Here is a 22,451-nt window from a genome sequence, read left to right as displayed (position 1 = left end):
AGTCTAGTTGATTTGGAAATTGTGGAGATCACCAAGGGCTATGAATCCAAAGGCTTTGATTGCAGAATTTATAGGGACTTTCGCCCTAATTTTCATTGGCATTAGTTCTATCGCTACAAATCACATTACAAAAATTGGAACTCTCTCACCTGTCGATTTAGTAGCAATTGCCCTTGCCCACGGTTTTACAATTGCTGTTATGGTCAGTGCGACAGCTGCTATCAGTGGTGGTCACCTTAACCCCGCCGTGACTTTTGGAGCTTTATTAACTCGCAAAATTGATGGCAAAAATGCTGTAGGGTACATTATATCCCAATGTTTGGGCGGAATTTTCGCCGCTAGTATGGTCAAGTTAGCTATTCCCCTGCAAGCACTCCAAGCTGTGGGAATGGGTACGCCATCTCTCGGTAAAAATATTACTCCTTTGATGGGTTTAGTCATGGAATTTATCATGACTTTCTTCCTCGTATTCGTTGTCTTTGGTACAGCCATTGATAAACGCGCACCCAAAATGGGAGGCTTGTTTATTGGTTTGACAGTAGCTTTAGATATCCTGGCTGGTGGTGCAATTACTGGTGCGGCAATGAATCCAGCGCGTTATCTTGGTCCTGCTTTAATAGCAGGTAGACTCCAGGATTTCTGGTTATATTGGATTGGTCCTTTGGCTGGTGGCGCAGTTGCGGCTTTGCTGTATCATTATCAACTGGAAGAAAAAAGCAGCCACAGTACCTGAGGGCTAACCTAGATCAAATAATTTCTGTACCAAATATCATATTCATATAATTTGCCCTTGAAAGTCGAATTCATTATGAGTATGATTTAGAAGTAGATTCACTAAGGAGCTAAGCTTATGTTGGCTAATCGAGAAGGGCAAAAAGTTCCCAGTATTACCTTTCGCACCCGCAAGGACAGTGATTGGGTGGATATGACAACGGATCAGCTATTCGCAGGTAAAACTGTGGCAGTCTTTTCCCTACCGGGAGCATTTACTCCTACTTGCTCATCAACTCATGTTCCTGGGTACAACCAGATGGCAAAGGTTTTTAAAGAAAATGGTGTGGATGATATCGTCTGCGTCTCCGTGAATGATGCCTTTGTGATGAATGAATGGGCAAAAGACCAACAAGCAGAAAATATAACTTTTATACCTGATGGTAATGGTGAATTCACAGAAGGCATGGGAATGCTTGTGGATAAATCAGACCTAGGGTTTGGCAAACGCTCTTGGCGCTATTCCATGTTGGTCAAAGATGGCGTCGTTGAAAAGATGTTTGTTGAACCTGAAGAACCAGGCGATCCCTTTAAGGTGTCTGATGCAGCGACAATGCTCCAATACATCAACCCTAAAGCCGCGAAACCTCAACTGGTTTCTCTGTTTACAAGAGTTGGTTGTCCCTACTGCGCTCGTGCCAAATCTATGTTGACAGACCGTGGCATTGATTACGAAGAAATTGTTTTGGGTAAAGATGTCACACCTCGCACATTACAAGCTGTCACAGGTGCATCCACTGTTCCCCAAGTGTTTGTTGATGGCAAACTCATTGGTGGTTCTGAAGCATTGGAAGCTTACTTAAGTGCTAAGTAGTGTTGTAGCTCTTGATTGGTAGGCATATAGCCTGTGAATTAAGTCGGGTGGGGATTGCTTATACCCACCCGACAAAAGATGAGAAAATTTTCATCGCTTGTCGTGTACGCAATTCATAATAGTTACTTAACAAAAATTTGAATCAATTTCTACTCAAACTCTAAAAATTTCGTCAGAGTAGAAAGTAGAGGATATCACCGGTGTTTCTCATCCCCTACTTTCCACTGAAGGTGCATATGACTCAAACTTTAAAACCCACAACAAGTAAAAACCGATACGTTCGTGCTGCCAAACTTGCAGATGTTCAAGCAGCAGGGAGTTTGATCGTTAATCTGGAAAAGCACACCATTGCCCTGTTTTACTCTGACAACAAAGTCTATGCCATAGATAACCGTTGTCCTCATATGGGTTTTCCCCTCCACGGGAGTACTTGTAAAGATGGCATTGTCACTTGCCCTTGGCACTATGCCCGCTTTGATCTTGCGAGTGGGGGAACATTCGATTCTTGGGCGGATGATGTTCGTGCCTTTGCTGTAGAAATTCGGGATGGCGAAGTGTGGGTGAATTTGAGTCCTCAAGTTGACTCTTATGTCCACCACCGCCAACGGCTTGAGGATGGGTTAGAACAAGGCATTTCTCTGGTGATTGCCAAATCTGTGATTGCCTTACTAGACATGGGGGTAGATGCTAGCGAATCCTTCCAAGTAGGATTAGAGTTTGGCACCCGTTACAACAAGCAAGGTTGGGGTGCAGGCTTAACCATCCATACCTGCATGATGAACTTGCTGCCCTATCTGGATGCAGAAGACCGACCTCTTGCCCTTTATCAAGGACTTTCAGCTGTAGCCCGTGACAGTGCAGGTGCGCCACCTCACTTTGTAGTTCATCCATTGCCCAATTCCACAGCTGACATCGAGACTCTCAAAAGTTGGTTCCGTCAGTTTATTGAACGTCGGGATAGTGAAGCGGCAGAACGTTGTCTGATATCTGCAATTCGGATGGGTGCTGATAACAAACAAATAGCAGATATGTTATTTGCTGCTGCTACAGACCACCGCTATATTGATGTCGGTCATACACTCGACTTTATTAACAAGGCGTTAGAAGCACTTGATGCGATCGATTGGCAGGGTGCTGAGAAAGTTTTAGCAAGTTTGATTTCTGGTTTGGCAAATGCCTCCCGCATGGAAGAGTCAAATTCCTGGCGCTACCCTGTGGATTTAGTCGAAATTTTAGAGTCTGCGTTTGAGGAGTTACCCGCAGCTTTGGAAGAAGGACGCCCTCAATGGGGAACTTGGTCCGGTCGAGAAGAATTGGTTCCTATTCTATTAGGTGAAGATGCCCAAGCTATAACCGACGCCCTATTGACTGCACTCAAGCAAGGTTGCACTCAAGAGGAATTGGCTGGTGTCGTTACTTACACAGCCGCCCTGCGGGTTGCCCGATTCAATACCAATAACGATTTTGGAGACTGGGACACAGCACACCATCCCTTCACCTTTGCCAATGCAGTTCATCAAGGATTGCAACGAGTGGCGTCGTTAGAGTTACTTCGGGGTGTGTTTGATGCTGCTATAAGTGTGTACCTCAACCGCTTTTTGAATGTGCCACCAGCCCGACTTCCAGAAGCAAAACAACCAGTTGAAAATCCAGAGAAATTGCTTGAACAATTGCCGGAGTTGTTGAATCGTCAACAGCAGGTGAATGAAGCAGGTCAGTTAGTTGCTCAGTATCTTTACGGTGGTGGCAAGCCACAAAAACTACTGATAATGCTGGGTAAATTAATGCTGCGAGAAAATCGGGAATTTCATGTTACTCAAGAAGTGGAAGCGGCTTTGCGTCAGTATTCTGTTTTGGGTGAAACTCCTGCTGGTATTCACGTGTTGGTTGCTGTGACAAGGTATTTAGCAGCACACGCGCCGACAATGCGATCGCAAGTCCAAACATATCAAATAGCTTATCGGTTGCATAAGGGCGATCGTCTGTTTGAGGAGTGACTAAAACAAGTACAAAAGCGGGGTAGAGGATGCAGAAATAGATACCCCGCTTCTTTAGGACTTTCACTTCAAAAGCACTTACGGCACAGGGTTTTGCCTAATGGCATTTGGTACTTTACTACAGGCGATAAGCCGATAGCGTTTGCGCAGCGTCCCTCTTAGGGACTAGCGTGACTAACGTCATAGGCTTGACGCTTTGCGTATCGCCCCAAAATAAAAAGCTTACTGGGATTGTGATCTAACGCTAATATCTCTACTTTCATTTAAATGGATTTACAATCTCTAATTGACCAGCGACTACTAATCCATCGTGCATATCTTCAGAATAAAGAATACTTGCTTTTGCAGACAGCGCACAAGCAACAATTAAACCATCCCAAAAAGAAAAATTATATCGACTGCGGACATCCGATGCAGATTCAAAAATATTCAAATTGAACTCTACTACAGTGCAGCGACGATAAAGCGACTGAATCACAGTTTTGATTTGCTCTTCGTTAAAGGCTGCTTTTTTCAGTAAATTAGCAGAAACCTCATTCACAACCTGTGTACTGATAATTATTCCTTCATCTGACGTAATTGAAGTAGCAATATGACGCTTTCTGTCTCTTTCTGTTGCTTCTATCTTTTTGTCATCAAATAAACGATAGAGCCAAATATTGGTATCAATAAAAGATGTAACAGCAGTCATAATTAGCGACTGTAAATTTCCTCACGGCTAAGTACACCATTTACTTGCACGGGATTCTCAGTCAATTCATCAATTATGTCTTTTTTTGGAAATGATTTTTTCTTAACCAAAACAATTACTCTAATATCATCTTCTTCACCGAGTTCTTGTTTGTACTCATCGGGAATTTGAATTAAACCGTTTTGAATCTTTGCTTGAAACTCTAATGCATTTAACATCTTTAAACTCTCTTATCTACCGATACAATTCAATCTTAGCCGTTACACCCCTAATATTCATGCGTTCGTAAGGGCGATCGCTTTAACTCAATATACATTATTTCAGATTGGTTGCTGTGACAAGGTATTTAGCAGCACACGCACCGACAATGCGATGCCCCAGCAGGGGGCCGAAGCATTGCTGATCGCAAGTCCAAACATATCAAATCGCATATCGGTTGCATAAGCGCGATACGCGGAGCGTCAAGCCTGAGCGCAAAGCGCACGCTGCGCTCAGGCTTATCGCCTGTTTGAGGAGTGAGAAAGTTTTCACTCAGAGGGCTGAACCACTGGTATAGTTCTATTCTCAATCGTAATCCTTCTGTGTAATAGGGATATTATCAACACTTGGCGATATGCGTAGCGTATCGCCTTGGGCTTATCGCACTCCTGGTGATGAGGTTAATGTAGGCGAACGCACCTTTGATATTCATACTCTTGTAAAGGCGATCGCTTCTCAATTTTCTTCTATACTTGCCTATTATTTCATGTAGAAGCACTGCTTAGCGATAATTACGATAGATGCCCGAATTGTGGGAAACAAGAACGTGCCTTTTTACCATAAGAAAAAAACGCCCGCGTCGAACGCTTTAACCGATCTGATTCGCGCCGTACTTCGTATGAACGCAACGGTGCAAAAATCAGGAACACGCCTAATGCGGGGTACAGGAATAACCAATGCTCGGTGGCAAATGCTGAGTGAGTTATTCGCACTTGAAAAGCGCGTCACGGTAAGCGAATTGGCGCGGCATATGGGCTTAACACGGCAAGCCGTACAACGACTCGCTGACGACATGGCAAGCGACGGTCTGGTTGAGTTCGCCGAAAATCCTGGCGACGCCCGAGCGATGCACTTGCTTCTCACGGAAGCCGGCAGGGCAACGTATCACGATGCGTTGGAGCGCGAATGGCAGTGGACAAATGCGATTGCCGAAGACTTTGACGCGGAACAAATCACTCGTGCCGTGGCACTTCTGGAAGCCATTACGCAGAAGATGCAAAACGATTATTGACAACATATTGTCAATACGCTAGCATTCATAATGATGCACTTTATCGCATTCGACGCAAAAATTAAAGGCGAAAGGGAATGGAAAAGATGTTGTCAGAATCAGGACTCACACTGATTACCTAGCACCCGTCTAGGTGCGCAACCAAATCCAAAGAAACTATGAGGGACTATCATGAAATCTTGCGAAGAGCTACGGGACGGAGGTAAGGTCGCCATCGTCGGAGCTGGTCCAGCTGGTACGATGTTGGCGCGGCTATTACAGACACAGGGCTTCTCCGTGAAGGTCTTCGAGCGCGACGCCTCGCCGACCGCGAGGTCGCAAGGCGGCAGCCTCGATCTGCGCAAGAACGCCGGCCAACGGGCGATCAAACAGGCTGGGCTGATGGAGGAATTCCGTCGCCTCTCGCGTAGTGACGCCAAGGCTTTCAAGATGCTGGATTCGCGAGGCAAGCCGCACCCTGCGGGCGAAGCCGGGACCCACGAGGAGGCCGGGCCGGAGATCGACCGCGGTGATCTCCGTCAGATGCTGCTTGGTTCGCTCGCTCCCGACACAATTGCCTGGGGCCACGCCGTCAACGATGTCTTGCCCGAGGCGGACGGCCGGTGGCGCATAGAGTTTAAAGATCAAGCGCCCGTCACTGCGGATCTCGTCGTCGGTGCCGATGGCGTCGGCTCCCGCGTCAGGCGGGGCCTGACGCCGGTCCGCCCGCGCTACACTGGCATGACGATGCTCGCGGGCGTGATCCGCAAGGAGCTTTGGCGCGGCTCCGAACTGTCGGATCTTCTGGGCGAGGGTTCGGTGATGTTCGCCGACCATCACCAGACCATTTTCGTGCAACGCTGCTCCCGCAACTTGATCCTTCTCTATTACTCGATGGTGGTTGCCGAAGACTGGCCTGCAGTGCAAGGCTTCGCGCTCGACGACAGCAAGGCCGTCCTCAACGCTATTACTGCCGCCTATCACAATTGGTCGCCCGAGTTGTTGACGATGCTGACACAAGTTGACGGCAATTTCCATCGCTGGCCTCTGTCCGTGATGCCGCCAGACCACCGGTGGGAGACGCGGCCGGGTCTTGCCATGGTCGGCGACTCGTCGCACGCCATGCCGCCGTTCACCGGCAAGGGGGTGAACCTTGCACTGCTCGACTCGCTCGAACTGGCCGACGGCTTAGTGGCCAATCCGGCCGCCGAGGTCACGGAGGCCGTGAAAAAGTGCGAGGCGCGCATGCAAGAGCGGACACGCAATGAGATTTCGGAATGCCTGGAAGTCGGACGACACATTTACGGACTCGAAATCGACTTTAGCAAGCCGTAGTGAAGTGATGCTGAAATCCAAATTCAATCATCCCAGTTAAGGATCAACCATGACTATTGATCACAATCCTATCGCGTCCGCTGGCGACTACTTAGAGGTCATGGATGCCCTTTACCGTTTCGGTGCTGGAGTTGACCATAACGACCCGGCTCTGATCGCCTCGGCCTTCAGTGAGGATATTGTGGTGGACTTTGGTCCCTGCGGTCGCAAGATGGGTCTCAACTTCCCGCTGTTGACCGGGCACGAGACGGTGGTCGGCTTCTTGAGCGCGAACGCCGGATCACAGACGACCAGTCACGTGATTACGAACGGGCGCGTCCATGTCGAAGGGGACGTCGCCCGGTTGCGAATATTGGTCGACGCCACCCACCTCCCTCGGAGCGACCATTCCCGACGATGCCAGATGATCAACTGGTACGAGGTGGAACTCATCAGAGACGAAAGGCTTTGGCGCATGCGTCGCGTCGTCATCGACAACGCTTGGTTCACCGGCGACCCGCAAGTGCTTTTAGGAAAGTAGCGTTCTGGAGCGTACAATGTCTGATCAATCCCTGCAACTCGTCCACGAGTTCACATGTCAAGTGGCGTGCGGTCCACCCCACGAAGTCGGGGACGGCCCCTACGGCGGCCGCCAGTACTTCGAGATGACCGGCGGCCGGGTCGAAGGGCCACGGCTTAAGGGAAAGCTCCTCGGAGCCGGCAGCGACTGGATGCTTACCGGCCCGGATGGCTTCATAAGGATGGACGTCCGCGTCCAGATCGAGACGGACGACGGGGCGATCCTTTGCGCCCACTACTTCGGTCCGGCCGAGGCCAACGAAAAGTTGAAATGGGCCGTGAGCGTGTGCGCGCCGACCGAGTTCGCCGACCAGTCAATCCGTTCCCATTGGGTGCTGGAGACGGGCGACCCGCGGTACGCCTGGGTCAACCAGACGGTGTTCGTCGGTCAAGGCCGGTTACTCCCCCCAGTCCCCGCAGGGCTGTTTCATTCGATAAGGAGGCAGGATTTGTCAATACGTAGCGCGATGATTTTTGGGACAAAAGTGATAGAAAACCTACATTTTGATCCAAAAAATTCAATTATTCTCCATAAAAATTAGAGCAATCGCGCTTCACAAAGCCTTGACATTATGAGCCTTTGAGGGAATGAAACAGCCCTGCCCAGTCCCCGGACTGCTGGGCTTCGAGCACCGGGTCTACCGACTATCTTGAACCAGTCTGTTTCAAACCGCCGTCGCCCCCGAGGTGGACGCCAAGCACACCAAGAGCGCCAAGAAGCAATCGGTTTGGAGGGTGGCTAGGCTAACCGAGTTCCGCGCGGAGGCTGCCGGACAAGGGCGCGGACAAGAGCGCATGGTGCGCGCCCCGCAGAAGGCCGCCGAGCTTGCACAAGGGTGTAGACGTGCGCCAGGGAGACTTCAACGACGACGCCACGGAATTGTACGGTAAAATATAGTTTACTTCGGAGTCAAGGACAAGAGAACGCTATGACTGTAAAAACTGTAACTCATTTGAACTTCCGAGGCGATGCGCGCGATGCGCTCGAATTCTACCATGCTGTCTTTGGCGGCGATCAGATGATCGTATCGTACAAGGAAGCCAGGAATGTCCAAGACCCGTCCGAGGCGGACCAAGTAATGTGGGGGCAGGTGGCCGCCGATAGCGGCTTCCGCGTGATGGCGTACGACGTGCCGTCGCGGATGCCGTGGAACCGTGGGGAGAATTCGTTCTTCGTCTCGCTACGCGGCAACGCAGCCGAAGAGATCACCACGTACTGGGAAAAGCTTTCCGAAGGCGCAACTGTCCTGCAGCCGCTCGCGCCTGCATCGTGGTCTGCTCTCTACGGAATGCTGAAAGACCGGTTCGGCATCACCTGGGTCTTGGACGTCGTGAACGAATCCGCCGCGTCCTGAATATCGGATTACGTGCGTTAGGAGTGATCAAGCTGTGCGCGCGCAGCACAACAAGGCGCTGCATCCGACCGCCTGCGGCTTCGCTCGTTCCTCGCTACGGCACAAAGCAAAATTCAAACAAAAAAGAAAAAACCATGATCTTGGTAACAGGAGCCACCGGACAGTTGGGTACAGCAGTAGTCCAAAATCTACTGAAAAAAACATCCGCCAACCAAATTGCCGCACTTGTGCGTGATGAAAGTAAAGCCTCTGCCCTGAAAGACAACGGGGTAGACATCCGCGTCGGCAACTACGATGATACGGCTTCACTCGACAAAGCGATGCAGGGAATTGAAACGGTTTTGCTGATCGCCGGAACGGATGAAGATAACCGCATAAAGCAACACCAAAATGTCGTGGATGCCGCAAAAAAAGCAGGGGTTGAATGTGTCGCCTACACCAGTCGATCGTTGAAAGACCGAAACACGTTGGCAAACAAGTTGATGGAAGGTCATTTTCAGACGGAAGACTATATCAAGGAGTGTGGGTTGAACTATGCTCTATTTCGCAATGTCTTGTATATGGACACCATTCCGCAGTTCGTAGGGGAAAGAGTTTTTGATACGGGTATCAACTTACCAACTGATCAGGGAAGAGTCCCTTTTGCTCTTAGAAGCGAAATGGGAGAAGCCATTGCGAATGCACTGTTAGAGAGCGGTTGCAGTAACCGAATCTACAAACTCACTTCCTGTGAGTCCTATTCCTTTGACAATGTTGCGGCTACCCTTTCCGACTTATCAGGCAAAGAGGTAGATTATACACCTACTGAGAAATCAGCATTTGAGACGCAAATGAAAGAACGCGGCGTCCCCGAAACTATGATTGAGAGGGTAACAGGTTTTCTAACCGACATTAAAAACGGGCAGGAAGAAGAAGTAAGCCCCGACATGGAAAACCTGCTTGGGCGAAAGCCTGCATCGCTTAAAGAGGGGTTAAAAGTTCTTTTCAATTTCTGATGAAATATTGGCTATTCCTGACCCAAAACAAACTACAGTAATTACGATATTAGCGGTGCGATGTCTACGACGGGCTACGCCTACGCATTACTACTATCTGAAGACAATAAATGGGTAAATGCCCAGCGTATCGAGATATCCGGCGGTCAGTCGATCTAAATGCAGATCGTTGGGCGGCGGCGCGTGTCTTGGCTGCGTGCGGCAGGTTCTGATGAATGCTGAAATAATTTTGTCTTACCGATTGAATAAAAAATGAAAGCAATAGTAATTAATGCATACGGCAATGAGGACGTTTTGAATTACGTCGATGTTGAACGTCCAGAGCCGAAGGCAAACGAAGTTCTGGTGAAAGTTCGCGCTGCGGCGGTCAATCCGGCGGAGTGGAAAGTCCGCGATGGGATGGGCGAAGCGTTCGGCTTAAAACTTCCGCTGATTCTGGGCGGCGACATCGCCGGAATTGTCGAAGAAGTAGGCGAGGCGGTTGAAAGTTTTAAGAAAGGCGATGCGGTTTATGGGTTGACTGCGTCCGGCGGCTTCTCCGGTGGTTACGCCGAATACGCGGTTGCAAAAGCGGACGCGATCGCACCCAAACCGGAAAGCCTCAATTTTGAAGAGGCGGCGGCGATTCCAATTGGCGCGTTGACTGCGTGGCAAGCGATGTTCGATTTGGCGAATCTGAGCAGCGGGCAAAGAATCTTGATAACCGGCGCGTCGGGCGGAGTCGGCTCGATGGCTGTTCAGCTTGCCAAAGCCAAAGGCGCGATCGTTATCGGCACGGCTTCGGGCAGAAACGAACAGTTCGTCCGCGATTTGGGCGCAGATGAATTCGTCGATTACACGCGGCAACCGTTTGAAGAAGTCGTCAAAGACGTGGATGTAGTTTTCGATACGGTCGGCGGCGATACATTGGAGCGAGCCTTTCAAACTCTGAAAAAGGGCGGCTTTCTGGTAACATCGGCGCAGACTCCGTCTGAAGAAAAAGCAAAAGAATTCGGCACAGAAGCCGCGTTTGTCTTTTGTAAGCCGAACGCGGGGCAATTAACCGAAATCAATCGGCTGATTGAAGAAGGCAAATTAAAAATACACATCGAAACGGTTCTGCCGCTCACGGAAGTAAAAAAGGCGCATCAACTTTCCCAAAGCGGGCGCACACGCGGCAAAATCGTTTTGCAAGTCGGGACATAGCTTTAAAGCGTGAATTAATCTAATCTATGAACGAAAAAATGGAAACGGATGTCATCATCGTCGGACCCGCTCCGACCGGCTTTGCGCTGGCGTGTCAGCTTATTCGCTACGGCGTTGATTTCGTTATTTTCGATAAAAAAAAAGCATCTCCGATTTATCGAAAAATACAGCGAATGGATTGACTGCCAAAACTTTGCGATCGCGCCGCACATCAAAGAAATTTTCGGTGCGGACGAATCTTTTTGGAGGGTATTACTAAAATAGAAAAATAGACGTAAAGAATTGAACGATGCAATCTATACAAGAAAGAGAGAGTTATTATAAGCAAGGGGCTCCCTGGCTACCTGACGATCTTAAAAATGAATTTGGGTTATTCAATGTTTTTAATTTTAATCCTGGTAAGAACGGGAACCCTCCACAATTGCCATATAGCAAAAAAGATTACTACAAAATAACAATTATTAAAGGCAGTGGCAGTGGTATTTTTCTCTATGGGGATAGAGAGATTGAAATAGAAAACTATTCAATTATCTTTTCTAATCCGCAAATACCTTATGGATGGTCACAAAGAGAAAACTTTTCAGATGGTTTCGTTTGCCTCTTTGATCAGGCATTTTTTCATCAATACGGAAATATAACTAATTATTCAGTTTTTCAGCCCGGCAATAATATCTACCAATTAGATGAGGAGCAATTTGTCCAACTAGAAGACATTTTTAGACGAATGTTTGAAGAAATCGAGTGTGACTTTATTCATAAATATGACTTGCTCAGAACACTTGTTTATGAATTAGTGCTTTATACGATGAAAATGAAGCCTGCTTCCAAATTGAGTAAGCAACCCATTAATGCTTCGGTTAGAATTTCTACACTTTTCACAGAACTTTTAGAACGTCAGTTTCCAATTGATGATATACATAGACCGCTCACTCTTCGATCTGCATCTGACTACGCCAAAAATTTGAACATTCATGTCAATCATTTAAATAGGGCATTAAAAGAAACTTCTAATAAAACTACATCTCAGTTAATCATTGATCGAATATTACAGGAAGCCAAAGTTCTTTTAAGACAAAGTTCCTGGACGGTTTCAGAAATTGCGTATGCCTTGGGATATGCGGAAGTGACCCATTTTAATAATCTCTTCAAAAAATATGTGAACATCACACCGACAAATTATAGAAAAGCCGATATTGTTTGATTTGCATAAGCAATTATTTGTTTAGCGTAAGCCCATCTGCTTGTTTTTCGACTAATCTTGTATCAGTAAATCAATTGATCATTAAAAATAAAAAAATCATGAAAAAAGTATTAATCACCGGAGCCAATAAAAGTATTGGCTTAGAAACTGCCCGCCAACTGCTGCAAAAGGGATATTACATTTATTTAGGCAGCCGTAATTTAAAGAATGGACTGGAAGCGGTAGAAAAGCTTAAAGCCGAAGGATTAACCGATGTGGAAGCCATCCAAATAGATGTCAGCGATGATGAATCGGTCAAAGCCGCCCGTGCCGAATTGGGCAAAAAAACCGAAAGTTTGGATGTGCTGATCAATAACGCCGGGATTAGCGGAGGCTTTCCGCAAACAGCGACCGGCGCGAGTATAGACGCATTTAAAAAGGTGTTTGATACCAATGTGTTTGGCGTTGTGAGAGTCACTCAGGCTTTTATGGATTTGTTGCAAAAGTCGCCCGAACCACGCATCGTCAATGTAAGTTCGAGTCAGGGTTCGCTTACCTTAGGCGACGATCCGACCGATCTGTATTACAACCACAAAGCAGCCGTGTATCAATCCTCAAAATCAGCGCTCAATATGTACACCATCAACCTGGCTTACGAACTGCGCAATTCGCCGTTCAAAGTAAATGCGGTTGACCCTGGCTTTGTCGCAACCGATTTTAACAATCACCGCGGAACCGGTACTGTCGAGGAGGCTGGCGCGCGGATAGCTAAATACGCCATTATTGACAGCGACGGTCCAACAGGAAAGTTTTTTAGTGAAGAATACAATCCAGAAACGGGAGAAATTCCCTGGTAGTTTCAGGTAGTTAACAACGCTCATTGCAAGGAACGAAGCAATAGCAAAGCCTATTGATGAAGAAAAATTTGGTAGTGTTTCACAATTTATGCTGACGAAAAACTTTCGGAATAGATGACAGATGATAGGTGATAGATAAGAGATTTAAGTACGGAAAATCTATCAGCTATTATCTTTTATCTATTACCTAAAGAAATACGATTTTATAGTGCCAATTCCTAGCTCAAAAAAGATGGAAAGAATTGAAAAAATTTTTGCTGTATCTAATATAGAACTGACTTATGAGGAATTAATAAAGGGAGATGCATGAGTAGTTTGCTAACCAATATAAAGCCGCCTGTTCAGTTTTACCCAAAATTTCTCGACTCGGCAGAAAACTCCGATTGGTTTACCATCGGAAAGATATTCTAACTCCGCGTACCCCATCGGGGCTTCTCCTGATCTGATGCTTTCCTACTTCTGCATCATTGTTCAACGCTGTCCAACGCTACGAACACAAACTGTCACACTACTTTGCTATTCACACAGGAGGTCTAGTGTGACTGTGCCTCAGATGTGAAGACGACCTCATAAAAGTGTGAATCAAACAATCCTAATTCCGCCGCTTGCTTCCTGGCAGCAATAAACTCTGGGTCTACACTAGCAGTTTCAAATTCTTCCCAGCTACGCCACTGGACATAATTAATTACCCGCTCGCCGTCCAAGCTTTTATGTATATTGACCGATAGACAGCCCGGATGCTTCATAGGCGTATGTCGATTCTCCACTAGGAAATCTATTACATGCTGCTGTTGTTCGGGTTCGACGCGGAAGACGTTGACTGCAGTGACAATTCCAGTATGTTCGCTGATTGTAATCATTGTTGTTCCTCATTACGGTTAATGCTGAAGTAACGGTGTGAGGTTTGGCTTAGATATTGTCAGTCAACCAAAGCTCAGACTGATTGAGGTAGACGCGCCATTCTCGAATCTTGTTGTTGGTATCAAAGCGCAAGATATCAAATTATTTTCGCTTCAGTCCTAACGAACAGGAGAGTAATTTAGCTCGCCAAATCTGACGCTAAAAAATTTCTGTTAGTCTAATTTTAACGGAAGGTTGATAAAAATCAATTAGCTGTCAACCAAAAACTAGGAGTAAGTAAAGTGGAGGAGTGGGAGAAAAAGAGATTTCGCCCTACGGTGGTCTCATGTATCCCCCAACCCACCCCAATGTGAAACTGACTGCGACGCTACGCGAACGGAAAGCTTCTCTACAAGACGCTCCGCGAACGCTAACGCATTCAAGCATTAAGCGGATATAACTTCAATTTTGTAGTCGGTAATCGCTACCGAACAGGCAAAGACTCGATTGGCTGGCACTGCGATAATTTCCCTCAGATCGGTAAAAGACCTGCAATCGCCTCTTTAAGCTTAGGTAGCGATCGCAAATTTAAGCTGCGGCACAAGGACAGCGGTGAAACGGTTGACTACCATCTAGAGAGCGGATCCTTGTTAATCATGCTTCCTGGCTGTCAAGAAGACTGGGTTCACGCGGTTCCAAAAACCGCTCGTCCAGTTGGCGAACGAATCAACTGGACGTTTAGACCACATGTGGATGCGATCGCTAATGGTGAGCAAAAACCTGACGATCTTCCCCACTCTCTTTAGAGCAAAAGCCATGTGTGGCAGTCATAGGCAACGTTATGCCGCTCAAGGCTTACCTTCTCATTTCCACCTAATCAAATCACGTGAAACGAGGTATTTATGAAAGTCACAGTAACAGGTTCGTTAGGAAACATTGGCAAGCCACTGGCAGAGGAGTTAGTACAAAAAGGTCATACAGTTACGGTTATCAGCAGCAAGCCGGAAAAGCAAAAAGACATTGAAGCTTTGGGTGCCACAGCCGCCATTGGCTCATTGTCAGACGTTGATTTTCTGGTGTCTATCTTTACCGGTGCCGATGCTGTGTATGCGATGGTGCCGCCAAACTTTACCGTGCCCGATTCGAGAGAGTATTACCGGAGAATCGGCAGCAGCTATGCACAAGCCATTCAACGGTCGGGCGTAAAGCGTGTGGTTCATCTCAGCAGTTGGGGCGCGCATTTAGATAAAGGCACCGGATTCATCGTCGGTTCTCATGATGTAGAAGGCATTTTGAATGAGCTGTCAGACGTAGCCATTACGCATCTGCGTGCTGGTTACTTCTACTACAATCTTTACAACTATGTAGACATGATCAAAGAGGTGGGCTTTATCGGCGCAAACCACGGGGGCGACGACAAGATTGTAATGGTTGCCCCAAGCGATATTGCGGCTGCCGCTGTAGAAGAGATAGAAACACCTGTTACCGACAAGAAAGTGCGCTATGTGGCGAGCGACGAGCATACTGCCAACGAAACCGCTCACATCTTAGGCATCGCTATTGGCAAGCCGGATTTAAAGTGGGCAACTTTTACTGATGAGCAAATGCAAGATGCTTTGGAAAAGAAAGGAATGCCGACACATACTGCCGCTAAATTTGTTGAATTGGGTGCCAGCATTCACAGCGGCGCATTACGGGAGGATTACGAACTGCATAAGCCAATTGCTATGGGCAAAGTAAAGTTGGAAGATTTTGCAAAGGAATTTGCTGCTGGTTTTTAAAAAGGTTGATTGTTTTTGGCGACAGCTATAATTGAAATAATTCTAGTTGTTGAGCACAAACACCTGTTTCCATTTGCCTTACAAACGCCCCAATTTACCAAATAACCTCAAGATTTAACACAAATCCAGGTAGCACATCCTCGCCTGACAAACTAACAGGAGATTCTAACACTTCAACCTCTTGCCCAATTCGATAAATCTCTACTTGCCGAGACTTACGATTAATTAACCAACCCAAACGAGTACCATTCTCTTGGTATTCTTTCATCTTTTGTTGAGTCACTTTCAAAGTATCAGTTGGCGAAAGTAATTCAACTACAAAATCAGGACAAAGTGGTAGAAATCTTGTTTGTTGTTCTTGAGTCAGTGCATTCCAGCATTCCAGTTTCACCCAAGCAGCATCAGGAGAACGATCCGCACCGTTAGGAAGTTTAAACCCTGTTGAAGAATCGAAAATTATACCTAGTTTATTTTGTTCATTCCATAACCAAAGCTGACCAGTTAGTCCAGCATTACGGTTTCCTGTTTCTCCCCCTGTGGGTGGCATGATAATTAATTCTCCGGTTGCAGTACGTTCAAACCTCAAATCGCGGTTTGCCTGACATAGCTGGAAAAATTGCTCATCTGTCAATTCAATCACGGGATTGAGATTAACTGTTAAGGCATTCATAGGGGGATTTAAGATTGGGGATTACATATCTATTTTTACCGATTCTATTGTAGAGACGTTGCATGCAACGTCTCTACATTTCGTTTTACACGGTTATAACTTACTCAATTCCCTCAATCCGATCCTCAACCTCCTGATACAACTCGCGTAGCAATTCCAAATTACTCTCGCTTGTCTCCCAGTAACCGCGCCCATTGACTTCCAATAAGGTGGAAACAACTTTGCGGAAAGAATGAGGGTTGAGGTTCAACAAACGGTTCCGCATTGCTTCATCTTTGATGAAGGTTTCATTGGTGTCCTCATAAACCCAGTTATCCACAGCACCAGCGGTTGCACTCCAACCCATTGTATTTACTAAGCGCTTGGAGAGTTCCCGCACACCTTCGTAACCGTGAGACAGCATTCCTTCGTACCACTTGGGATTTAACAATTTGGTACGAGCATCCAAACGCACGGTTTCTGATAAGCTACGGACTTGAGCATTAGCTGTGGTAGTGTCAGCTATGTAAGATGCTGGTGTCTTACCATCACCCCGCAAGCTAGCGACAACTTTGGTGGGATCAGAATCGAAGTAATGGGAAACATCCGTCAAGCTAATTTCGGATGAGTCGAGATTTTGGAAAGTCACCTCAGCAGTTTTCAAGGTTCTTTCAAAAATCTTTCGGGATTCTTCCATCGTACCGGGGTTATCGGCACTGAAGGCGAAGGATTTGCGGTTGAGGTACATTTCTTGCAACTCGGCTTCGCTTTCCCAACTGCTGTTTTCTACCGCCAAGTTGATATTGGACGAGTAGGAACCAGAAGCATTGGAGAAAATGCGAGTTGCTGCTTGGCGCAAGTTAATCCCCATTTCCTCTGCTTGTTCAAGGGCATGTTTGCGGACGTAGTTCATTGATAGTGGTTCATCTGCTTCCGCCGCCATTTTCACCGCTTGATCTAGCAGGTTCATTTGGTTGATGAACAAGTCGCGGAAGACACCAGAACAATTGACAACTACATCAACGCGGGGACGTCCCAACTCTTCAAGAGGTATTAATTCTAACTTATTAACTCGTCCCAACGCATCAGGAACTGGTCGTACTCCCACCATCCACATGATTTGTGCCAGTGATTCACCGTAGGTCTTGATGTTATCTGTTCCCCATAGGACACAGGCAATGGTTTCGGGATACTGACCGCCGTTTTCTGCCATCTGACGCGCCAGCAATCGGTCTACAACGATTTTAGCCGACTGTACAGCAGCTGTGGTCGGGATAGATTGGGGGTCGAGTGCGTGGATATTTTTACCAGTGGGCAAGACATCCGGGTTACGAATGGGATCACCACCAGGACCAGGAAGGATGTACTCGCCTTCTAAGCCTTTGAGTAATGCGCCCAGTTCATTATCAGCACAAACTTGCTGCAAGCAGAATTCCAGATACTCAAACAGTGGTTTGAGTGCTGTCGCATCCACCTTGGTATAACCTGCTTTGTGCAGTGCTTCTACCCAAGGTTCTTTTTTGCCCATGTTGAAGAAGTTGAGCTTGGAAACAAAGGAAACTCGTCCTTCTGCGTCGGTTTGCTCTTTCACAAGGGCGGAAACTGCAGCGCGCGTTGTCATCGTGATGTCTTGCAGCAGCTGGACATCATCTAAAATGCCTTTGTCGCTGTTTTGGTATACTTCGTCGATGTTACGCCCAATACTGCTTGCGATAATGCGGGGTAGACTTTGAATTTCTTCTTCTGAACGATCTAAGCTGGCAATGTTGACGAGAGTTGCGATCGCCTCCTCAGCCGAAGGTGGTTTACCAACAACATGTAGTCCACATGGCAACAGTCGCGATTCAATCTCCATCAACTTACGGTAGACCGAACCAACAATATTATCGCGCTCTTCGGCGGTCATATCTTTGGCATCAGTTTCTGGTAAGGCGATGTCCTTATCCAGGTTCACCATCCGGCATTTATCCATGATGGTGTTGACGATGGGAATACCACGCCCAGTATCTTTCAAAGTTTGGTAAGAACCAATCAACTCGCTGAGTTCTTTCAAACCTTTGTACAACCCAGCATTTTCGGCTGGGGGAGTCAGGTAGGAAATTGTCTCCGCATAGCTGCGACGCTTGGCAATTGTCGCCTCACTGGGGTTATTTGCAGCGTAGTAGTAAAGATTAGGAATTGTGCCAATCAAGTTATCTGGATAACATTCTCCAGACATCCCCATCTGTTTTCCTGGCATAAATTCCAAGGAACCGTGAGTCCCGAAGTGGAGCACAGCGTCAGCTTGCCAAATTTGCTCTAAGTAGGTATAATACGCCGCAAAACCGTGGTGTGGACTTGCAGAACGCGAGAACAACAACCGCATGGGGTCACCTTCGTAACCAAAGGTGGGCTGAACACCGATGAAAACGTTACCGAATTGCTTACCATAAATCAGTAGGTTTTGTCCATCGCTGTTGAGTTGTCCCGGAGGTGGTCCCCAGTTTTCCTCAAGGCGTTGTGAGTAGGGTGTGAATGCTTCATACTCAGGAACCGACATCCGATAAGCAATGTTGAGTTCCGGGCTGTTGTACTGCGCCTGCGCGTCGTGGATGACTTCTTCCATCAACTCCTTGGCGGACTCAGGCACATCTTGCACATCATAACCGTTGTTCTTGAGGGCTTTCATCACCTGGTAAATTGAGCCGAATACATCCAAGTATGCGGCGCTTCCCACGTTACCTTTATCTGGTGGGAAGCTGAAAACGGTGATGGCAACTTTCTTGTTTAATTTCGGCTTACGGCGCAGGCTAGCCCATTTGAGGGCGCGTTGTGCGACTATTTCGATGCGATCTTGCAGGGCGATCGCCTTCCCTGTTGTCCCATCCCGTCCTGATAAAATTATCGGTTCAATTGCGCCATCTAATTCAGGAATAGCAATTTGTAACGCCACCTGAATTGGATGTAACCCCAAATCGCTATCCTGCCATTCTTCCGTTGTTTGGAAGACCAGAGGCAAGACTACCATGTAAGGACGGTTCAGCCGCTTCAGGGCATCAATTGCCTTAGGATGGTCTTGGCGTGCTGGTCCACCTACTAGGGCAAAACCCGTCAAGGAGATAACTGCATCAACAAGTGGCGTTTGAGTTGTCGGTTCGTAGAAGTGTGCATCCACAGGTTTGGAGAAGTCCAAACCCCCGGCAAACACTGGAAGAACCCGTGCGCCCATAGCTTCGAGTTCCTGCACCATTGCGACATAATGGGCATCATCACCAGTCACAAGGTGCGTCCGTTGTAACACCAAACCAACACAAGGTGCTAGCGGATCTTTTAAATCATTAGGGATATCCTTACGACTGTTGTGCCAGTTGAGGTATTCCTTGACATCTTCAAACATTGTCGGCGCGAGAGGATGCCAAATCCCCATATCGGGATAGACAACTGGTGCTTTGTATTGTACTGACGTAAAAGTTCTCGTCTCTAGATTATTTTTCAAGACGTACTTATCAGCTAGCATCAGCAAGAAGTTTTCCAGGTTGTCTGCAGAACCCCCCAGCCAATACTGAAAGCTAAGCATGAAATTTCGGGCGTCCTGTGCTTTGTCCATTGGCAGGTACTTCAGGACTTGCGGTAATGTCCGCAGCAGCTTTAGCATTCCATCTTGGAAGCCAGCGCCAGATTTTTCCTTGCGCTTTCGCATGAACTGTGCTATCACGCTCTTAGATTGCCCCAATTGTGCTAAGGAGAAACTGCCCATTTTATTTAGGCGCATAACTTCGGGCATTGAGGGGAACACAACCGCAACGTCCAGGCGATCGCGATATGGTGCTACTGCTGCGACTAACTTCTGTGCTAAATCTTCTATAAAAATTAGTGAGGCAATAAAGATATTGGCACTTGCCATATCCTTTTGGAACTCCTGGTAGTTCTCTTGGTCTCGGAGTTCTTCAATCAAGTAACCACTAATTTCAATCGCCAGATTGGGATGATTTTGGTTAATTTCCCGAACCGCTTGTGACAATGCACTCTGGTACTGGGACTCTAACACGACATAGACCACCTTAATTAAATGACGCCCCCGCAGATTATCAGGCGCAATATGTCTAATGGTGGACTTGACGTGAGTGAACATGCTTCCTTGGCTCCTTTGATGCGTGTTCGTGAAGTGTAAAGTTATGTCAGGCAAAATTTGCCTAATGATGACTTTGTTTGTTCGGCAATATGAGATTTTTATCAGAAAATGCTTGCTTAATGGGGATTTTGTCGCCTATCTGACACAAAACGATATAAAAAGCGAAACATTTTGTAAAAATTATTGACGTATAAGTAAAGTATTCACTCAGCTATAAGTAATATAAATTTATATAACTTCATAGCTTTAAAATGGGCTTGGCAGCAACAGATAACGAACCCGATGGCAATATTTATCTATAATGGGGAGCATGTAAGCTACTTGACAGGATGGATGGCTAGTGCTATATATCAGCACGTTTGGTAAGTTCAAAAATTAATACTTTGGCTTAGTAGGTGCTGGGAACTAATACCTCCCAAACATTGACTAATGACTGATGACCCTTACGGGTTCGCCCTATGGCTAACGCCACGCCTTACGGCTATCGGGTGTGCGCAGAGCGCACGCCTTACGGCGAACGCCAGTCGCCTGGCTGTCGGGAAACCCTCCCGCAGCGCTGGACTCACCAGTTCCCTACGGCGGGAAACCCCTTCGGGTTCGCCAGATGCCTGGCTGTCGGGAAACCCTCCCGCAGCACTGGTCTCACCGCCTGCAGGACTGGACTCACCAATGACTAATGACCAATGACTGCTGATATTCTGATTCTCTCAAATGGTCCTGGGGAAGTAACAACTTGGGTGCGCCCAGTCGTTAGGCAATTACGCCAACAACTGGGAGATGACCGAAATAAAATAAGAATTTCTGTGGTTTTGTCACCTTGCCCAAACTCCAGTGGTAAAGAAGCAGATATTGCGAAATCTTATCCTGAAGTTGACCGAGTGCAGTCAGCAGAACATTTTTGGCAGTTCTTGCTTTGGGGAAAGACATTTGAAAATTGGGACTGGTACAAGCGCGGTGTTGTTGTTTTTCTGGGCGGGGATCAGTTTTTCTCCGTTGTCATCGGCAAAAGGCTAGGGTATCGCACCGTTGTTTACGCTGAATGGGATGCACGTTGGTACAGCATGATTGACCGCTTTGGAGTGATGAAAGCTACAGTGGCTGAGCGTGTTCCTCAGAAATTTGCCCACAAGTTTAGCGTTGTGGGAGATTTGATGCAAGAAGCCCAGGGTTTGGAAGCAAGCGAAGCTGAGGATCTGGGGATCTGGGGAGAAAATTCCTCTAATCCGCCCACTCAGCACTCACAACCCAGCACCGAACTGATTGGTGTTTTGCCTGGTTCAAAGCCATCAAAATTGATGCAAGGGGTTCCTTTAACGTTGGCAATTGCGGAATACGTCCATAGCAAGAGACCACAAACCAAGTTTGTCATACCTGTTGCCCCGACTTTAGACTTACAAACTTTAGCTAAGTTTGCCGATCCAAAGAAAAACTCTTTTGTTCAAACCTTTGGTTTTAGTGGTGCTTCTTTAATTGTCCCAAAACTCGGCACTGATTCAGAGCGTCCCTTCTTGAAGACAGGAACAGGTTTATGTGTTCAGCTGTGGACTCAGACGCCTGCATACGATTTATTATCCCAGTGCTGTCTGTGCCTAACGACAGTTGGGGCAAACACTGCTGAACTGGGTGCTTTAGCTGTACCAATGATTGTTTTGCTACCAACACAACAGCTAGATGCTATGAGATCTTGGGATGGTTTGCCCGGACTGCTAGCAAATTTGCCTTTGGTTGGTTCTGGTTTTGCGAAGATGATTAACTGGCTGGTACTGAGAAGATTGGGTTTGCTAGCATGGCCCAATATTTGGGCGCAAGAAATGGTCGTACCAGAATTAGTTGGTAAACTTCAATCCCAAGAAGTAGGAGAAATGGTTTTAGATTTTCTTGCTCATCCAGAAAAGTTAGCAGAAATTCGATCAAAGCTGCAGAGTATCCGAGGTGAACCGGGTGCAGCACAAAAGCTAGCAACTTTAGTAGAGGAAGAATTAACTAACTAAGGACACGTCACTCGCTTAGCTCAAATTCAAAATTAAAAAAAGGAGTATAGGAAGGCAAATACAAGAGTGTCCGGACTTTTTTGTTTGATTTG

Annotated in this window: 23 protein-coding genes; 18 read left to right on the top strand and 5 right to left on the bottom strand. The window is 47.0% G+C overall.

Translation table 11 applies throughout. The features are described 5' to 3' along the window. Positions 1–40 precede the first annotated feature (40 nt). The 3 genes from DP114_RS21000 to DP114_RS20990 all read left to right on the top strand — a co-directional run bounded on the left by DP114_RS21000 (position 41) and on the right by DP114_RS20990 (position 3,582). Positions 41–733 (top strand): MIP family channel protein, encoded by a 693-nt coding sequence (locus DP114_RS21000; RefSeq protein ID WP_171977043.1) that lies wholly within the window; start codon positions 41–43, stop codon positions 731–733. 117 nt (positions 734–850) lie between these two features. Beyond that, positions 851–1,585, top strand: coding sequence for a glutathione peroxidase (locus tag DP114_RS20995; protein WP_171977042.1), 735 nt, complete (start codon positions 851–853; stop codon positions 1,583–1,585). Positions 1,586–1,821: 236 nt separating this feature from the next. Next, complete coding sequence (locus tag DP114_RS20990; RefSeq protein WP_171977041.1) at positions 1,822–3,582, top strand: Rieske (2Fe-2S) protein; 1,761 nt, start codon at positions 1,822–1,824, stop codon at positions 3,580–3,582. Between the two features lie 259 nt (positions 3,583–3,841). On the opposite strand, the gene DP114_RS20985 is transcribed toward DP114_RS20990, so the two are convergent. Both DP114_RS20985 and DP114_RS20980 read right to left on the bottom strand, forming a co-directional pair. Beyond that, positions 3,842–4,273 (bottom strand): PIN domain-containing protein, encoded by a 432-nt coding sequence (locus DP114_RS20985; RefSeq protein WP_171977040.1) that lies wholly within the window; start codon positions 4,271–4,273, stop codon positions 3,842–3,844. Between the two features lie 2 nt (positions 4,274–4,275). Next, complete coding sequence (locus DP114_RS20980; protein ID WP_171977039.1) at positions 4,276–4,491, bottom strand: hypothetical protein; 216 nt, start codon at positions 4,489–4,491, stop codon at positions 4,276–4,278. Positions 4,492–4,886: 395 nt separating this feature from the next. Here DP114_RS20980 and DP114_RS20975 point away from each other — a divergent pair, with 395 nt between their 5' ends. The 11 genes from DP114_RS20975 (at position 4,887) to DP114_RS20925 (ending at position 12,987) form a co-directional block, all read left to right on the top strand. After that, positions 4,887–5,024: a hypothetical protein gene (locus DP114_RS20975; protein WP_169265064.1), complete on the top strand. Its 138-nt coding sequence runs from the start codon at positions 4,887–4,889 to the stop codon at positions 5,022–5,024. Positions 5,025–5,063: 39 nt separating this feature from the next. Next, positions 5,064–5,543, top strand: coding sequence for a MarR family winged helix-turn-helix transcriptional regulator (locus DP114_RS20970; RefSeq protein WP_169265063.1), 480 nt, complete (start codon positions 5,064–5,066; stop codon positions 5,541–5,543). Between the two features lie 171 nt (positions 5,544–5,714). Beyond that, positions 5,715–6,857 (top strand): FAD-dependent oxidoreductase, encoded by a 1,143-nt coding sequence (locus DP114_RS20965; RefSeq protein WP_171977037.1) that lies wholly within the window; start codon positions 5,715–5,717, stop codon positions 6,855–6,857. Positions 6,858–6,906: 49 nt separating this feature from the next. Next, positions 6,907–7,377 (top strand): nuclear transport factor 2 family protein, encoded by a 471-nt coding sequence (locus DP114_RS20960; RefSeq protein WP_171977036.1) that lies wholly within the window; start codon positions 6,907–6,909, stop codon positions 7,375–7,377. A 16-nt stretch (positions 7,378–7,393) separates the two neighbouring features. Next, positions 7,394–7,957 carry a DUF3237 domain-containing protein gene (locus DP114_RS20955; protein WP_169265060.1) on the top strand — a complete coding sequence of 188 codons (564 nt, stop codon included), beginning with the start codon at positions 7,394–7,396 and terminating at the stop codon, positions 7,955–7,957. Between the two features lie 387 nt (positions 7,958–8,344). Continuing rightward, the gene (locus DP114_RS20950; protein ID WP_169265059.1) at positions 8,345–8,770 is read left to right on the top strand and encodes a VOC family protein; all 426 of its coding nucleotides are present in this window, start codon (positions 8,345–8,347) and stop codon (positions 8,768–8,770) included. Positions 8,771–8,904: 134 nt separating this feature from the next. Next, positions 8,905–9,765, top strand: coding sequence for an SDR family oxidoreductase (locus tag DP114_RS20945; RefSeq protein WP_169265058.1), 861 nt, complete (start codon positions 8,905–8,907; stop codon positions 9,763–9,765). A gap of 252 nt (positions 9,766–10,017) precedes the next feature. Then, on the top strand, positions 10,018–10,950 hold the full coding sequence (locus DP114_RS20940; protein ID WP_169265057.1) for an NADP-dependent oxidoreductase: 933 nt from the start codon (positions 10,018–10,020) through the stop codon (positions 10,948–10,950). A gap of 26 nt (positions 10,951–10,976) precedes the next feature. Then, positions 10,977–11,132, top strand: a complete 156-nt coding sequence (locus tag DP114_RS20935) for an FAD-dependent monooxygenase (protein ID WP_169265056.1) — start codon at positions 10,977–10,979, stop codon at positions 11,130–11,132. A 107-nt stretch (positions 11,133–11,239) separates the two neighbouring features. After that, entirely contained in the window at positions 11,240–12,151 is a 912-nt protein-coding gene (locus tag DP114_RS20930; RefSeq protein ID WP_169265055.1) for a helix-turn-helix domain-containing protein, read from the top strand. Positions 12,152–12,249: 98 nt separating this feature from the next. Further along, positions 12,250–12,987 (top strand): SDR family oxidoreductase, encoded by a 738-nt coding sequence (locus tag DP114_RS20925; RefSeq protein WP_169265054.1) that lies wholly within the window; start codon positions 12,250–12,252, stop codon positions 12,985–12,987. 533 nt (positions 12,988–13,520) lie between these two features. Here the strand turns inward: DP114_RS20925 and DP114_RS20920 are convergent. After that, positions 13,521–13,847: an antibiotic biosynthesis monooxygenase family protein gene (locus DP114_RS20920; RefSeq protein WP_169265053.1), complete on the bottom strand. Its 327-nt coding sequence runs from the start codon at positions 13,845–13,847 to the stop codon at positions 13,521–13,523. A 417-nt stretch (positions 13,848–14,264) separates the two neighbouring features. Here DP114_RS20920 and DP114_RS20915 point away from each other — a divergent pair, with 417 nt between their 5' ends. Further along, positions 14,265–14,633: an alpha-ketoglutarate-dependent dioxygenase AlkB family protein gene (locus tag DP114_RS20915; protein ID WP_171978249.1), complete on the top strand. Its 369-nt coding sequence runs from the start codon at positions 14,265–14,267 to the stop codon at positions 14,631–14,633. Positions 14,634–14,729: 96 nt separating this feature from the next. Then, positions 14,730–15,608 carry an NmrA family NAD(P)-binding protein gene (locus DP114_RS20910; protein WP_171977035.1) on the top strand — a complete coding sequence of 293 codons (879 nt, stop codon included), beginning with the start codon at positions 14,730–14,732 and terminating at the stop codon, positions 15,606–15,608. A 94-nt stretch (positions 15,609–15,702) separates the two neighbouring features. On the opposite strand, the gene DP114_RS20905 is transcribed toward DP114_RS20910, so the two are convergent. Both DP114_RS20905 and DP114_RS20900 read right to left on the bottom strand, forming a co-directional pair. Beyond that, positions 15,703–16,278, bottom strand: a complete 576-nt coding sequence (locus DP114_RS20905) for a Uma2 family endonuclease (protein WP_169265051.1) — start codon at positions 16,276–16,278, stop codon at positions 15,703–15,705. Between the two features lie 100 nt (positions 16,279–16,378). Further along, positions 16,379–20,368, bottom strand: a complete 3,990-nt coding sequence (locus DP114_RS20900) for a magnesium chelatase subunit H (protein ID WP_171977034.1) — start codon at positions 20,366–20,368, stop codon at positions 16,379–16,381. Positions 20,369–20,797: 429 nt separating this feature from the next. On the opposite strand from DP114_RS20900, the gene DP114_RS20895 reads away from it, so the two are divergent. Together DP114_RS20895 and DP114_RS20890 are read left to right on the top strand one after the other, a co-directional pair. Then, positions 20,798–21,055: a hypothetical protein gene (locus tag DP114_RS20895; RefSeq protein ID WP_171977033.1), complete on the top strand. Its 258-nt coding sequence runs from the start codon at positions 20,798–20,800 to the stop codon at positions 21,053–21,055. Next, entirely contained in the window at positions 21,052–22,359 is a 1,308-nt protein-coding gene (locus tag DP114_RS20890; protein ID WP_171977032.1) for a glycosyltransferase family protein, read from the top strand. Before DP114_RS20895 ends, DP114_RS20890 begins: the two co-directional genes overlap by 4 nt. Positions 22,360–22,451: the final 92 nt, after the last annotated feature.

The organism is Brasilonema sennae CENA114 (genome assembly GCF_006968745.1).
GTDB classification, from domain to species: Bacteria; Cyanobacteriota; Cyanobacteriia; order Cyanobacteriales; family Nostocaceae; genus Brasilonema; species Brasilonema sennae.
The sequence above is the reverse complement of the archived record's forward strand: the minus strand, read 5'-3'. Positions and strand labels throughout refer to the sequence as shown.

What these genes read in the sequence shown, in the direction of transcription:
- DP114_RS21000 (WP_171977043.1), top strand. Translation starts at nt 41, where the DNA reads ATGAATCCAAAGGCTTTGATTGCAGAATTTATAGGGACTTTCGCCCTA.
- DP114_RS20995 (WP_171977042.1), top strand. Translation starts at nt 851, where the DNA reads ATGTTGGCTAATCGAGAAGGGCAAAAAGTTCCCAGTATTACCTTTCGC.
- DP114_RS20990 (WP_171977041.1), top strand. Translation starts at nt 1,822, where the DNA reads ATGACTCAAACTTTAAAACCCACAACAAGTAAAAACCGATACGTTCGT.
- DP114_RS20985 (WP_171977040.1), bottom strand. Translation starts at nt 4,273, where the DNA reads ATGACTGCTGTTACATCTTTTATTGATACCAATATTTGGCTCTATCGT.
- DP114_RS20980 (WP_171977039.1), bottom strand. Translation starts at nt 4,491, where the DNA reads ATGTTAAATGCATTAGAGTTTCAAGCAAAGATTCAAAACGGTTTAATT.
- DP114_RS20975 (WP_169265064.1), top strand. Translation starts at nt 4,887, where the DNA reads ATGCGTAGCGTATCGCCTTGGGCTTATCGCACTCCTGGTGATGAGGTT.
- DP114_RS20965 (WP_171977037.1), top strand. Translation starts at nt 5,715, where the DNA reads ATGAAATCTTGCGAAGAGCTACGGGACGGAGGTAAGGTCGCCATCGTC.
- DP114_RS20960 (WP_171977036.1), top strand. Translation starts at nt 6,907, where the DNA reads ATGACTATTGATCACAATCCTATCGCGTCCGCTGGCGACTACTTAGAG.
- DP114_RS20955 (WP_169265060.1), top strand. Translation starts at nt 7,394, where the DNA reads ATGTCTGATCAATCCCTGCAACTCGTCCACGAGTTCACATGTCAAGTG.
- DP114_RS20950 (WP_169265059.1), top strand. Translation starts at nt 8,345, where the DNA reads ATGACTGTAAAAACTGTAACTCATTTGAACTTCCGAGGCGATGCGCGC.
- DP114_RS20945 (WP_169265058.1), top strand. Translation starts at nt 8,905, where the DNA reads ATGATCTTGGTAACAGGAGCCACCGGACAGTTGGGTACAGCAGTAGTC.
- DP114_RS20940 (WP_169265057.1), top strand. Translation starts at nt 10,018, where the DNA reads ATGAAAGCAATAGTAATTAATGCATACGGCAATGAGGACGTTTTGAAT.
- DP114_RS20935 (WP_169265056.1), top strand. Translation starts at nt 10,977, where the DNA reads ATGAACGAAAAAATGGAAACGGATGTCATCATCGTCGGACCCGCTCCG.
- DP114_RS20930 (WP_169265055.1), top strand. Translation starts at nt 11,240, where the DNA reads ATGCAATCTATACAAGAAAGAGAGAGTTATTATAAGCAAGGGGCTCCC.
- DP114_RS20925 (WP_169265054.1), top strand. Translation starts at nt 12,250, where the DNA reads ATGAAAAAAGTATTAATCACCGGAGCCAATAAAAGTATTGGCTTAGAA.
- DP114_RS20920 (WP_169265053.1), bottom strand. Translation starts at nt 13,847, where the DNA reads ATGATTACAATCAGCGAACATACTGGAATTGTCACTGCAGTCAACGTC.
- DP114_RS20910 (WP_171977035.1), top strand. Translation starts at nt 14,730, where the DNA reads ATGAAAGTCACAGTAACAGGTTCGTTAGGAAACATTGGCAAGCCACTG.
- DP114_RS20905 (WP_169265051.1), bottom strand. Translation starts at nt 16,278, where the DNA reads ATGAATGCCTTAACAGTTAATCTCAATCCCGTGATTGAATTGACAGAT.
- DP114_RS20900 (WP_171977034.1), bottom strand. Translation starts at nt 20,368, where the DNA reads ATGTTCACTCACGTCAAGTCCACCATTAGACATATTGCGCCTGATAAT.
- DP114_RS20895 (WP_171977033.1), top strand. Translation starts at nt 20,798, where the DNA reads ATGACTGATGACCCTTACGGGTTCGCCCTATGGCTAACGCCACGCCTT.
- DP114_RS20890 (WP_171977032.1), top strand. Translation starts at nt 21,052, where the DNA reads ATGACTGCTGATATTCTGATTCTCTCAAATGGTCCTGGGGAAGTAACA.